Here is a 13679-nt window from a genome sequence, read left to right as displayed (position 1 = left end):
CGAGAGATAGAGAAAGTGATCCGCGATGAGACCCCTCGGAACCGGCGACCCGATCCGGCTCGGCCCGTACCGGCTGCTCGGTGTGCTGGGCGAGGGCGGTATGGGTAAGGTCTACGTCGGCCAGGATCACGCGGGCGTCGTTGCCGCGGTGAAGGTGCTCCGGCCCGAACTCGCCCATGACACGGGCCTCGCCCAGCGGTTCGTGCGGGAGGCGCTGGCGGCCCAGGCCGTGCGGAGTCCGGGTGTGGCGGCGGTACTGGGTGCGCAGACCGAAGGCGGGCGACTGTGGATCGCCACCGAGTTCCTCGCCGGGCCGACTCTGGATCAGATCGTGGAACGGCAGGGTCCGCTGGACGACACGGGACTGCGCGCCATGGCCGCCTCCGTCGCCCGTACCTTGCGCGACATTCATGCCGCCGGCTTCGTCCACCGGGACCTCAAGCCGCCGAACATCGTGCTCACCACAGACGGCCCGAGGGTCATCGACTTCGGTATCGCCCGCCCCGAGCACGGCCTGACGCTCACTACCACCGGACAGATCCCGGTGACCCCGGGGTACGGCGCCCCTGAGCAGGTGCTCGGACATCGGGTCACCGCAGCCGCCGACGTCTTTTCCCTCGGCGCCGTGCTCGTCTACGCGGCCACCGGTCACCGGGCCTTCGAGGGCACGCATGTGGCCGCCGTTCAGTACGAGGTCGTGCATGGTGAGCCGCGCTGGCACGGTCTCTCACCGGAGCAGCACGCGCTGATCGCCCCCTGCCTGGCGAAAGATGCGGCAGGACGGCCGAGCCCCGAGCAGATCGCCGCAGCCTTCGCCCCGCCCAAGAAGGCGGATGCGGTGTGGAAACGCGGGCCCGTAGCGGACGCGATCAAGGAGCGAGAGCGCGAGATACGGAACTTCACCGCCCCTCTGCTGCCCACCGCGGAGACGGGGACGGGGCCGAGCCGACGGGGCCTGCTCACCGGGTTCACGGCTGGTGGAGCCGTACTCGCCGCGGGCGGAACCGCGACGGGCTGGTGGCTGCTGCGCGGTAGCAAGGGTGATCGACGCCGGACGGACCCTTTCAGCTACCCGCCCGCCGTGAAGACACCAGCGGCGCGACTTCTCTCCGCGGACCAAGGCGACTTCATCGTCGGAGGCTCTCCCAAACCCTTGTGGAATGTGCCTTATGCGACCGATCCCAAGTCCCCAGCTCCGCTACCAGTACGGGATGTCGTCATTGTCGGCAATCCCACCGCCGGGGTGATGGCTCTCAACGTCGTCGACGGAAGGCGCCGCTGGAGTGCTCCGGCGATGGACCGGACGTCCCATTTTCTTTCGTTGTCGGACCGGCTGGTCGTGGCTGCCGACAAGCACGGCACGCTGCACACCTTCGTCCCGTCCACCGGGGAGCCGAGGTGGACGGTGGCGGCCGACGCGGACATGCTGCTGGCCGTGGACGCGGATGCGATCTACCTCCTGACGAAGGACCATCGACTGCGGGCCGTGGGTCGCTCCGACGCCAGGATCCACTGGACGGCACAGTTGCCCGACGACTTCAGCGACACGATCCTGCCCAGATCGGTCGCCGATCAAGGGCGGCTTGTCCTCACCACCACCGCCGGGCATGCCATGGCAGTGAATGCGAAGAACGGGCGTACGGAGTGGACGGCCCGCAACCTGGCCAAGGAGAGGTATCTCTTCCCGGCCGCCCGGAACGGCATGGTCTACCTCAACGGCACGACTTTCTCCGCGCGCAGGATCTCGGACGGCAAACAGCTGTGGACACATCAGAAGAAGGCCTATTACGACCAGAGCAACGAAGAGTGGTCCCGACCCGCCGTCTACGGCGATGTGGTGTACTCGGTCGCCTGCGACAGCGAGGGGTACGGCTTCCCCATCGGCCTCGACACCCGAAGCGGAAAGCAGCGGTGGGAAGCCGGGATAGCGGTGGGTAGCAACGACTACCCGATCCTTATGCAGGGCAACGGTGTCTGGTTCATGGACCCCGGCGGAGACCCCACCGTGACGACCACGGGTGCGGAGAACGGGGCAAGGGAAGTCTGGTCCTACGAACTCACCGGCGCCGACAAGGATGAGGTGTCCTTCGCAGCTGGTGGCAACCGGGTGTTCGTGTCAAACGGCCACACTCTTTACGCACTACCGGTGTTCTGAGCAGAACTCACGTCGACATGCCGAATCCGGCGGCCCATTCGACCGCCGGATTCGCCATATCCACAGACCGTCAGGTGGAGTCAGTACTCCACATCCACCAACCCCGTCTGAACCAACGGCCTCCCCCTCTTCCGTGACACGAACACACCCCGCCCCGCCGGCATCGGCCGGGGCCGGACTCCGTTGAGGATGTCGCCCTCGGCCGGGTCGCCGGCCAGGACGATGCCCTGGGCGCCGAGTTCCTTCATGCGCTGCATGAACGGCTCGTAGGAGGCGCGGCCCGCGCCCGCGGAGGAGCGGGCGATGATGAAGCGGACGCCGACGTCGCGGGCGAAGGGCAGCATTTCCGTCAGGCCGGCGAGCGGGTTGCCGCTGGAGTTGGAGACGAGGTCGTAGTCGTCGATGACGACGAAGACCTGCGGGCCCCGCCACCAGCTGCGGTCCCGCAGTTGCTGCGGGGTCACGTCGGCCGTCGGCGTGCGGCGCTGCATGAGGTCGGCCAGGGCCGCCATGTGGTGGTCCATCTGGCTGGACATCGGGATGTACTCGGCCAGGTGCGAGGCCGGGGTGATGTCCAGCAGCGAGCGGCGGTTGTCGACCACGAAGAACTTCGCCTCGTCGCCGCCGTACCGCAGGGACAGCTGCTTGATGATGAGCCGCAGCAGGTTCGACTTGCCGGACTCGCTCTCGCCGAAGATGAGGAAGAACGGGTCCTGTTCGAAGTCCAGGAACACCGGCTCCAGGGCGTCCTCGTCCAGCGCGAAGGCGATGCCGCGCTGCGGGAGCCGGTCGCCCGGAGGCAGCTGCACGGCCTCCAGCTGGCGCGGCAGCAGGCGGACCTGCGGCGCGCCCGGTGCCTGCCAGTGGCGGCCGACCTCGGTCGTCAACGCCGCCGTGGCCTCGGCCAGGTCGGTGTCGGAGGTCAGGCCGTCGATGCGCGGGACCGCCGCCATGAAGTGCAGCTTCTGGGGGGAGAGGCCGCGGCCGGGGACGCCTGCCGGGACGTTCACCGCCACCTTGCGGTCGATCTCCGAGTCCATGACGTCACCCAGGCGCAGCTCCAGGCGGTTCATCAGGTGGTCCTTGAGGTTCGCCCGGACCTCCATCGAACGCGACGCCGTGATGATCACGTGGATGCCGTAGCCGAGACCGCGTGCGGCGATGTCGAGGACCGCCGGCTCCAGGGCCTCGTAGTCCGTGCGGAAGTTGCCCCAGCCGTCGACGACCAGGAAGACGTCGCCCCAGGGTTCGTCCGTCACCGAGATGTCGCCGCGGGCCCGGCGGGCCCGGTAGTCGGCGATGGAGGCGATGCCCGCCGAGCGGAAGTACTCCTCGCGGCGGGTCAGGACGCCGTACACCTCGGAGACCGTGCGGCGCACGCGTTCGGGGTCGAGGCGGGAGGCGATGCCGCCCACGTGCGGCAGGCCGGACACCGCGGCCATGCCGCCGCCACCGAAGTCCAGGCCGTAGAACTGCACCTCGTACGGCGTGTGCGTCAGGGCGAAGGAGCAGATCAGGGACCGCAGGAGCGTCGACTTGCCGGACTGCGGGCCGCCGATGATCTGCATATGGCCCTGCGCGCCCGAGAAGTCGAGCATGAGCCGGTCGCGGCGCTGCTCGTACGGCTTGTCGACGAGGCCGACGGGGACGATGAGGCGGCCGGCGCCCTCGTAGTTCGGCTGGGTCAGGCCACGGCCCTGTACCGCCGCGAGGCCGGGCAGCAGCGAGTCCAGCGCCGGCGGGCTCTCCAGCGGCGGCAGCCACACCTGGTGGGCGGCCGGGCCCTGGGCCTCCAGCCGGCGCACGATCACGTCGAGGACGGTGTCGGCCAGCGCCTCGTCCACCTCGGGGGCCTGCTCGGTGCGCTGCTGCGGGATGGCCGTGTACTGCACCGGCACCTCGGTGGCCGTGAACAGCACCGGGCGCCGGTCCACCGGCAGCGGGCCGCCGCCCAGCGCCGCGCGCTGGGAGCCCGAGCGGTACGTGCCGGAGACGTACGCCGCCTTGAAGCGGACCATCTCGTCCGTGCCGAACTTCAGGAAGCCGGAACCGGGGACGTTCGGGAGTTCGTAGGCGTCCGGGACGCCCAGCGCGGCGCGGGATTCCGCCGCGGAGAACGTGCGCAGACCGATGCGGTACGACAGGTACGTCTCCAGGCCGCGCAGCCGCCCCTCTTCCAGGCGCTGCGAGGCCAGCAGCAGGTGCACGCCCAGCGAACGGCCGATACGGCCGATCTGCACGAACATCTCGATGAAGTCCGGCTTCGCGGTCAGCAGTTCGCTGAACTCGTCGATCACCAGGACCAGGGAGGGGATCGGCTGGAGCGGGGCGCCCGCCGCGCGTGCCTTCTCGTAGTCGTGGATGTTGGCGTAGTTGCCCGCGTCGCGCAGCAGCTCCTGGCGGCGGTTGAGCTCACCGCGGATCGAGTCGCCCATGCGGTCGACCAGGGTGAGGTCGTCGGCCAGGTTGGTGATGACCGCCGCCACGTGCGGCATCTGGGCCATGCCGGCGAAGGTCGCACCGCCCTTGAAGTCCGCGAGGACGAAGTTCAGGGTCTCGGAGGAGTGGGTGACCGCGAGGCCCAGCACCAGGGTGCGCAGCAGCTCCGACTTGCCGGAACCGGTCGCGCCGACGCACAGGCCGTGCGGGCCCATGCCCTCCTGGGCGGCCTCCTTGAGGTCCAGCATGACCGGGCGGCCGTCCTCACCGAGGCCGATCGGCACGCGCAGGCGCTCCGCGAGGGCGCGCGGGCGCCAGGTCCGCTTGGTGTCGACGGAGGCCGCGTCGCCGAGCCCGAGGAGGTCGGTGAACTCCAGGTTCGCGAGCAGCGGTTCGTCGTCGTCGCCGCCCGACGCCATCCGCAGGGGCGCCAGTTGCCGGGCCAGTGCCTCCGCGGACTCGTAGGACAGGGCGTCCGGCGTGCCGTCGTAGACCTCGCCGTGCCCGGACTCCAGGCGCAGCATGCCCGGCTGTACGACGATGGAGAGCTCGCCGCCCGCCGTCGTCAGCTCACCCGGCACCACCTCGACGATCGTGACGCCCTGCAGGCCCTCGGGGTTGGCGAGCACCGAGTCCGGCAGCAGGGAGATGTCGTCGAGGACGAGCACGATGTGCGGTTCGTCCAGCAGCGGTGAGGCGGCGGGGTGGAAGCGGGGGCGGCCGGTGAGCCGGGCGGACAGCAGGTCCTCCAGCTCGCGCGGGTCGGTGCCGATCAGCCGGCGGGAGCCCGCGCCGTCCACCGCACCGGGCGCCTGCACATGCGGCAGCCACTTCGCCCAGTCCCAGTGCGGCAGCGCCTCGCGCCCGGCGGCCACCGCGATGATCAGGTCCTCGGGGGAGTGCAGCGAGGCCAGCGAGCCGACCAGGGCGCGGGCGGAGGACCGTACGGACTGCGGCTCACCGCTGACCGTGACGTGGTAGAAGGCGCGCAGGGACACCGCCATCGGCAGATCGCCGACGGTGCCGTGCGTGGCGAGGAAGCGCTGCATGGCGCCCGCGGTCAGCGGCTCCAGCTGCTCGACCGGGCCGGTCTCCGGGGCGATGAGCGGGGTCGCCAGCGGCTGCGGGCCGAGTCCGACGCGCACGTGCGCGAAGTCCTCGTCACCGGGCCGCCGCTCCCACACCCGGCTGCCCTCGGCGACGAGCGCCCACAGCTGCTCGGGGGAGGGGTGCAGGTAGTACTGCGCGTCCCGCTGCGTCCGCGCCGTCGTCACGGCGGACTTGCGGGTCTGCGACAGATAGCTGAGGTAGTCGCGGCGCATGTCGGCCAGCTGGCCCTGGGAGCCCCGGCGGAAACGGACCACCATCGCGATGGACATGGCCACCGTCGAGGCGATCATGATCATGCCCATGATCTTCATGAACGGCTGACCGTTCGTGAAGAAGAAGACCACCGAGCCGCCCATGCCCAGCGTGGGCAACAGCTGCATCAGGACGCTCTCCTGATGCCCCCGCGGCAATTCGGGCGGTGGCTGGACAACGACCTCTTCCGTGGGCACTTCGGACGGCAGCGCCCTCGCTGGGCGCTTGACGACAATCTGGCTCACTGCTCACCAATTCCCTTGCCCGACCCAGGCTTTCCGCCCGCCGCCCCGTGTCCGGCGTGCGCAGGCCGCCGCGTGATCCTACTGAGTTCACGGCGGGCGGGTGAGCGGTAGGGTGCCGGATGTTCGCGTGAGCACACGCCGAGCAGGCTGGACATACTGGGACAAGCCCCTCGATGTCGAGGTGGTACGGCCCCGACTTCCGGCCACAGGGCACCCGTTCCGGCGCGCACGGCGCCGACCGGCACGAGACCTTCACGAAGTAGACGCACCACCACCACCGAGGGGGAGCAGCAGGTGAGCATGACGGCCGCCGCCACCGGCGGACCCGGCACGGGAGCCCCCGCCGGGCCCGGCACCGGACTCGGCTTCTGCCGGGTCACCATCGTCGCGCCGGACAGCCGCATCGACGTGGCACTGCCCGACGACGTCCCGGTCGCCGACCTCTACCCGGAGATCCTCCGGCTGTCCCAGCAGAGCCCCGAGTCCGGCGCCCCGGTCGGCTACCACCTGGTCCGCACCGACGGCACCGTGCTGGACAGCGCCCGCTCCTTCGCCGCCCAGCGCATTCTCGACGGTGAACTGCTCACCCTGCGGCCGTTCGCCGACTCCCTGCCGCCGGCCGTCTTCGACGACGTCTCCGAGGCCGTCGCCTCCGCCGTCACCAAGCAGCACAAGCTGTGGAGCGGCGACCTCACCCGGGCGGCGGGCCTCGTCGGCGGCGGCGTGCTGCCCGCGCTGCTCGCGTTCGTCGCATGGACCGCCGACCCGCACCACGACATGCACGGCCTGGCCGGCATCCTCGCCGCCGTCGCCGGCGTCCTGCTGGTCGTCCTGTCCGCGATCCGCGCCCGCGTCTACGACGACCGCGGCTCGGCCGTCGCCCTCGGCCTCGGCGCCCTGCCCAACATCGGCGTCGCGGGCAGCGGGCTGCTGCCGCTGAGCGGCGGGGAGGGCATCGGCCGGCTCCAGTTCCTGCTGGCGTGCGCGGCCGTCCTCGTCGCGGCCCTGATCCTCACCCTGTGCTCCCCGCACGGCGACGGCCCGTTCGTCGCCTTCGTCTTCGCCTCGGCGGTCGCCCTGGTCGTCGTCTTCGTCGCGACCCTCACCCACTGGTCCGCGACCGAGATGGCCGGCCTGTGCGCGCCCGTCGCTGTCGGCGCGCTCGCCTTCCTGCCCGGCATGTCGATGCGCTTCGCCCGGCTGCCGATCGGCTTCGAGAACCCCAGCAGCGGCCCCGCCCCCCGCTCCGCCTACGGCACCGAAGCCGCGCCCGAGCCCGTGGACACCGAGCGCATCGAGGCCCAGGCCCGGCGCGGCCACGAGCTGCTCGTCGGCCTCGTCGGCGGCTGCGCCCTCCTCGCCGTCGGCGCCGCCGCGGTGCTCGGCTTCTCCGACGGCATCTGGGCCCAGCTGCTCGCCCTCGCCACCGGCGTCGCGATGCTGATGCGCGCCGGCCTCTTCCGGTACACCGCCCAGGTCGCCCCCGTGCTCGCGGCCGGCCTCGCCTGCCTGGTCCTGCTCGGCCTCGGCCTCGCCCTCAACCCGCCGCGGCACGCGATGTTCGAGGCGTTGAGCGGGAACCGTACCGACCTGGACATCCGCACCATCTGGCTGATCGCGGCCATCGGCGCGGCCACCGCCCTGGTGACGGCGCTGGGCCTGATCCTGCCGCGTGGCGGGCTGACCCCGTTCTGGGGCCGCTTCCTGGAGATCTGCGAGGGCTTCGTCCTGCTGACCCTGATCCCGCTGACCCTGGCGGTCTTCGACGTGTACGCGACGGCGCGGTCGATGACCAGCAAATAACGGCTCCCGTCGACGGCATCGGGCCCGGGCTCACCCAAGAGCCCGGGCCCGATGCCGTGTCCGGCGCGTGCTGCCACTTGCCATGCCGTTCCGGCGCGTGGCGCTACTGCGCCGAGAGCCCCCCGTTCCGCTCCGTGGGCTCCAGATCGAACTCCCCGTCCCGAGCCCCCAGCACGAACGCCCGCCACTCCGCCTCGGTGTAGCGCAGCACGGTGCCGTGGTCGAGGGAGGACCGCATCGCCACGGCGCCCTCGGGGAGGTACGCGATCTCGACGCGCTCCTCGTGCTCCTCGGTGCCCGGGGCGCAGTGCCACTCGACGCCCGAGATGTCGAGCGCGTACAGCTCGTCCCGCTCCCGCTCCTTGCGCGCCTTGATCTCCGCTTCCGTCTCCGCCATCGTCCAGCGACCCCTTCCCGGCGTTACGTTTCGATCCGGCGCTCACCCTAGTGGCCGCGAGCGCCCCGCCCGGGCCCTTCGACGACCGCGGGAAAAGTGCCCGCCACCTCCTGGTACCCTGGCTGACGGCCGTTTGTGTACGCACCCCCGGACCCCCGTAGCCAACGCTGCAGGTTCTGGTGGCCGCGCCCAGCGGATCCCGCCTCCCGAGTAACGGAAGCTCCCCCGAGACGCAGACCGGGGGCACTCGGTGGCACTCGACAAGACTATGAGGAGTACGCGTGTCGCTCGACGCCGCTACGAAGAAGCAGATCATCTCCGAGTTCGGTACCAAGGAGGGTGACACCGGCTCCCCCGAGGTCCAGGTCGCTCTGCTCTCCCGTCGGATCTCCGACCTGACCGAGCACCTCAAGACCCACAAGCACGACCACCACTCCCGTCGTGGCCTGCTGATCCTCGTCGGTCAGCGCCGCCGCCTTCTCCAGTACCTGGCGAAGAAGGACATCCAGCGCTTCCGTACGCTGGTCGACCGCCTCGGCATCCGCCGTGGTGCGGCGGGCGCCAAGTAAGACGCCGTGAAGGGAGCGGTTCCCGAAGGACTCGGGGACCGCTCCCTTTGCCGTATGCGGGGAAACGTGCGCAGTGTCACACACGCTTTGTAGTGTGGTAGCACAACGCAATACGCACGACACGCAACGCAGGACGAAAAAGAACGAGGAGAAGCGCACCTCGCCGCCGCCGGTCCTCGGTAGTGGCCCCCGGGGGGAAGCGAGCCCCGGGTGCTTCGATCGAAGACCGGCCCGCACCAGACGGCGCGCTTCTCCGCCACAGTCCCCCTGCCACACGGGCAGCCAAGGGACGAAAGACGATACGTAACGGAGAAAACGCTAGTGGAGAACGAGACCCACTACGCCGAGGCCGTCATCGACAACGGCGCCTTCGGCACCCGCACCATCCGCTTCGAGACGGGCCGCCTGGCCAAGCAGGCCGCTGGCTCCGCCGTGGCGTACCTGGACGACGACACCATGGTGCTGTCGGCCACCACCGCCTCCAAGAACCCCAAGGACCAGCTGGACTTCTTCCCGCTGACGGTGGACGTCGAGGAGCGGATGTACGCCGCCGGCAAGATCCCCGGCAGCTTCTTCCGCCGTGAGGGCCGGCCGTCCGAGGACGCCATCCTCACCTGCCGCCTCATCGACCGCCCGCTGCGCCCGTCCTTCAAGAAGGGCCTGCGCAACGAGATCCAGGTCGTCGCCACGATCATGGCGCTCAACCCCGACCACCTGTACGACGTCGTGGCGATCAACGCCGCCTCCGCGTCCACGCAGCTGGCCGGTCTGCCCTTCTCCGGCCCGATCGGCGGCGTCCGCGTCGCGCTGATCCGCGGCCAGTGGGTCGCCTTCCCGACGCACACCGAGCTTGAGGACGCCGTCTTCGACATGGTCGTCGCGGGCCGCGTCCTGGAGGACGGCGACGTCGCGATCATGATGGTCGAGGCCGAGGCCACCGACGGCACCATCAAGCTCGTCGAGGGCGGTGCCGAGGCGCCGACCGAGGAGGTCGTCGCCGCCGGTCTGGACGCCGCGAAGCCCTTCATCAAGGTGCTCTGCCGCGCCCAGGCCGACCTCGCCGCCAAGGCCGCGAAGCCGACCGCCGAGTTCCCGATCTTCCTTGACTACCAGGACGACGTCTTCGAGGCACTGACGGCCGCCGTTCGCCCCGAGCTCGCCCAGGCGCTCACCATCGCCGGCAAGCAGGAGCGCGAGGCCGAGCTGGACCGCGTCAAGGGTCTCGCCGCCGAGAAGCTCCTGCCGGAGTTCGAGGGCCGCGAGAAGGAGATCTCCGCCGCGTACCGCTCGCTCACCAAGCAGCTGGTCCGCGAGCGCGTGATCAAGGAGAAGAAGCGCATCGACGGCCGTGGGGTGACGGACATCCGTACCCTCGCCGCCGAGGTCGAGGCCATCCCGCGGGTGCACGGTTCCGCGCTGTTCGAGCGTGGCGAGACCCAGATCCTGGGCGTCACCACCCTCAACATGCTCCGCATGGAGCAGCAGCTGGACACCCTCTCCCCGGTGACCCGCAAGCGCTACATGCACAACTACAACTTCCCGCCGTACTCCACCGGTGAGACCGGCCGCGTCGGCTCCCCCAAGCGCCGCGAGATCGGCCACGGCGCCCTCGCCGAGCGCGCCCTCGTGCCGGTGCTGCCGACGCGCGAGGAGTTCCCGTACGCGATCCGCCAGGTGTCCGAGGCCCTCGGCTCCAACGGCTCGACGTCCATGGGCTCGGTCTGCGCCTCCACCATGTCGCTGCTGAACGCCGGTGTGCCGCTGAAGGCCCCGGTCGCCGGTATCGCCATGGGTCTGATCTCCCAGGAGATCGACGGCGAGACGCACTACGTCACCCTCACCGACATCCTCGGTGCCGAGGACGCCTTCGGTGACATGGACTTCAAGGTCGCCGGCACGAAGGACTTCGTGACCGCCCTCCAGCTCGACACCAAGCTGGACGGCATCCCGGCCTCCGTCCTGGCCGCGGCCCTCAAGCAGGCCCGCGACGCCCGCCTGCACATCCTCGACGTGATGATGGAGGCCATCGACCGGCCCGACGAGATGAGCCCGCACGCCCCGCGGATCATCACCGTCAAGATCCCGGTCGACAAGATCGGCGAGGTCATCGGCCCCAAGGGCAAGATGATCAACCAGATCCAGGAGGACACGGGCGCCGAGATCACCATCGAGGACGACGGCACGATCTACATCGGCGCCGCCGACGGCCCCTCCGCCGAGGCCGCCCGGGCCACGATCAACGGCATCGCCAACCCGACGATGCCCGAGGTCGGCGAGCGCTACCTCGGTACGGTCGTCAAGACGACCACCTTCGGTGCGTTCGTCTCCCTGCTGCCCGGCAAGGACGGTCTGCTGCACATCTCGCAGATCCGCAAGCTGGCCGGCGGCAAGCGCGTGGAGAACGTCGAGGACGTCCTCGGCGTGGGCCAGAAGGTCCAGGTCGAGATCGCCGAGATCGACTCCCGCGGCAAGCTCTCCCTCGTTCCGGTGATCGAGGGCGAAGAAGGCAACGACACGGACAAGGACGACGCCGAGCAGTGACGTCCCGTAGCTCCAAGGTGACGGCCCGCCCCTCTTCGGAGGCGCGGGCCGTCGCCCGTACCCAAACCCTCATCAAGGGCGCGGGCGGCATCGGCACGGTCCGCAAGACGACCCTCCCGGGCGGCCTGCGCGTCGTCACCGAGACCCTGCCCTCGGTCCGCTCCGCGACCTTCGGCATCTGGGCGCACGTCGGCTCCCGCGACGAGACCCCGGCCCTGAACGGCGCCACGCACTACCTGGAGCACCTGCTCTTCAAGGGCACCGAGCGGCGCAGCGCGCTGGACATCTCCGCCGCCCTCGACGCCGTCGGCGGCGAGATGAACGCGTTCACGGCGAAGGAGTACACGTGCTACTACGCGCGCGTGCTCGACACCGACCTGCCGCTCGCCATCGACGTCGTCTGCGACATGCTGACCGGCTCGCTGATCCTGGAGGAGGACGTCGACGTCGAGCGCGGCGCGATCCTCGAAGAGATCGCGATGACCGAGGACGACCCCGGCGACTGCGTGCACGACCTGTTCGCGCACACCATGTTCGGCGACAACGCCCTCGGCCGCCCGGTCCTCGGCACGGTCGACACGGTCAACGCCCTCAGCGCCGACCGCATCCGCCGCTTCTACAAGAAGCACTACGACCCGACCCACCTCGTGGTCGCCTGCGCGGGCAACATCGACCACAACAAGGTCGTACGACAGGTCCGCGCGGCCTTCGAGAAGGCGGGCGCCTTCAAGAACACGGCCGCGCAGCCCATCGGTCCGCGCGAGGGCCGCCGTACGATCCGCACGTCCGGCAAGGTCGAGCTGCTCGCCCGCAAGACCGAGCAGGCGCACGTCGTCCTCGGCATGCCGGGCCTCGCCCGCACCGACGACCGCCGCTGGGCCATGGGCGTGCTCAACACCGCCCTCGGCGGCGGCATGTCCTCCCGCCTCTTCCAGGAGGTCCGGGAGAAGCGCGGCCTCGCCTACAGCGTGTACTCGTACACCTCCGGCTTCGCCGACTGCGGCCTGTTCGGCGTGTACGCCGGCTGCCGGCCGAGCCAGGTGCACGACGTGCTGAAGATCTGCCGCGACGAACTCGACCATGTCGCCGCCAACGGCCTCACCGACGACGAGATCGCCCGCGCCGTCGGCCAGCTCCGCGGCTCCACCGTCCTCGGTCTGGAGGACACCGGCGCGCTGATGAACCGTATCGGCAAGAGCGAGCTGTGCTGGGGCGAGCAGATGTCCGTCGACGACATGCTGGACCGGATAGCGGCGGTCACCCCGGACGAGGTCCGCTCGGTCGCCCGCGACATCCTGGGACAGCGCCCGTCGCTGTCGGTCATCGGCCCGCTGAAGGACAAGCAGGCCGCACGGCTGCACGACGCCGTCGCCTAACCACTCCTGACAAGGAAGCACAAGAGATGAGCAAGCTGCGCGTGGCGGTCCTCGGTGCCAAGGGCCGCATCGGGTCCGAGGCGGTCCGGGCGGTCCAGGCCGCCGAGGACATGGAGCTGGTCGCCGCCCTCGGCCGGGGGGACAAGCTGGAGACCCTGGCGGAGACCGGCGCCCAGGTCGCCGTCGAGCTGACCACCCCCGACTCCGTCATGGACAACCTCGACTACTGCGTGCGCCACGGCATCCACGCGGTCGTCGGTACGACGGGCTGGACCGAGGAACGCCTCGCGCAGCTGAACGGCTGGCTCGCCGCCTCCCCGGAGACCGGCGTGCTCATCGCGCCGAACTTCTCCATCGGCGCCGTGCTGACCATGAAGTTCGCGCAGATCGCCGCGCCGTACTTCGAGTCGGTCGAGGTCGTCGAGCTGCACCACCCGAAGAAGGTGGACGCGCCGAGCGGTACGGCCACCCGCACCGCCCAGCTCATCGCCGAGGCCCGCAGGGCGGCCGGTACGGCCCCGGCGCCGGACGCCACGGTGACGGCCCTGGAGGGCGCGCGGGGCGCGAACGTCGACGGGATCCCGGTCCACGCCGTACGCCTGCGCGGCCTGCTGGCCCACCAGGAGGTGCTGCTCGGCGGCGAGGGCGAGACCCTCACCATCCGCCACGACTCCCTGCACCACAGCAGCTTCATGCCGGGCATCCTGCTCGGCGCCCGCCGCGTGGTGACGACTCCGGGCCTGACCTTCGGCCTGGAGCACTTCCTGGACCTGAGCTGAGACCGTTTCTGCG

Annotated in this window: 8 protein-coding genes; 6 read left to right on the top strand and 2 right to left on the bottom strand. The window is 70.4% G+C overall.

What is annotated here, in order from left to right; all coding sequences use genetic code 11:
* Positions 1 to 25: 25 nt before the first annotated feature.
* Positions 26 to 2155, top strand: a complete 2130-nt coding sequence (locus O1G22_RS11830) for a serine/threonine-protein kinase (RefSeq protein WP_270081324.1) — start codon at positions 26 to 28, stop codon at positions 2153 to 2155.
* 80 nt (positions 2156 to 2235) lie between these two features.
* On the opposite strand, the gene eccCa is transcribed toward O1G22_RS11830, so the two are convergent.
* Positions 2236 to 6201, bottom strand: coding sequence for a type VII secretion protein EccCa (gene eccCa, locus O1G22_RS11825; RefSeq protein ID WP_270081323.1), 3966 nt, complete (start codon positions 6199 to 6201; stop codon positions 2236 to 2238).
* A 300-nt stretch (positions 6202 to 6501) separates the two neighbouring features.
* Between eccCa and eccD the strand changes: the two genes are divergently transcribed.
* Positions 6502 to 8004: a type VII secretion integral membrane protein EccD gene (eccD, locus tag O1G22_RS11820; RefSeq protein ID WP_270086395.1), complete on the top strand. Its 1503-nt coding sequence runs from the start codon at positions 6502 to 6504 to the stop codon at positions 8002 to 8004.
* 103 nt (positions 8005 to 8107) lie between these two features.
* Here eccD and O1G22_RS11815 read toward each other — a convergent pair whose 3' ends face one another.
* Positions 8108 to 8401 (bottom strand): DUF397 domain-containing protein, encoded by a 294-nt coding sequence (locus O1G22_RS11815; RefSeq protein WP_270081322.1) that lies wholly within the window; start codon positions 8399 to 8401, stop codon positions 8108 to 8110.
* A 281-nt stretch (positions 8402 to 8682) separates the two neighbouring features.
* On the opposite strand from O1G22_RS11815, the gene rpsO reads away from it, so the two are divergent.
* From rpsO to dapB, 4 genes are all read left to right on the top strand, one after another.
* The gene (gene rpsO, locus O1G22_RS11810) at positions 8683 to 8970 is read left to right on the top strand and encodes a 30S ribosomal protein S15 (RefSeq protein WP_023546329.1); all 288 of its coding nucleotides are present in this window, start codon (positions 8683 to 8685) and stop codon (positions 8968 to 8970) included.
* Positions 8971 to 9291: 321 nt separating this feature from the next.
* A complete protein-coding gene (locus tag O1G22_RS11805; protein WP_270081321.1) occupies positions 9292 to 11511 on the top strand; it encodes a polyribonucleotide nucleotidyltransferase in 2220 nt (739 codons plus the stop codon).
* Positions 11508 to 12887, top strand: coding sequence for a M16 family metallopeptidase (locus tag O1G22_RS11800; RefSeq protein WP_270081320.1), 1380 nt, complete (start codon positions 11508 to 11510; stop codon positions 12885 to 12887). Before O1G22_RS11805 ends, O1G22_RS11800 begins: the two co-directional genes overlap by 4 nt.
* Positions 12888 to 12913: 26 nt before the next feature.
* A complete protein-coding gene (dapB, locus tag O1G22_RS11795; RefSeq protein ID WP_270081319.1) occupies positions 12914 to 13666 on the top strand; it encodes a 4-hydroxy-tetrahydrodipicolinate reductase in 753 nt (250 codons plus the stop codon).
* Positions 13667 to 13679: the final 13 nt, after the last annotated feature.

The organism is Streptomyces camelliae, assembly GCF_027625935.1.
Classification (GTDB): Bacteria; Actinomycetota; Actinomycetes; order Streptomycetales; family Streptomycetaceae; genus Streptomyces; species Streptomyces camelliae.
Note: the sequence above shows the minus strand (reverse complement) of the source record. Positions and strands in the feature narration are given on the sequence as shown.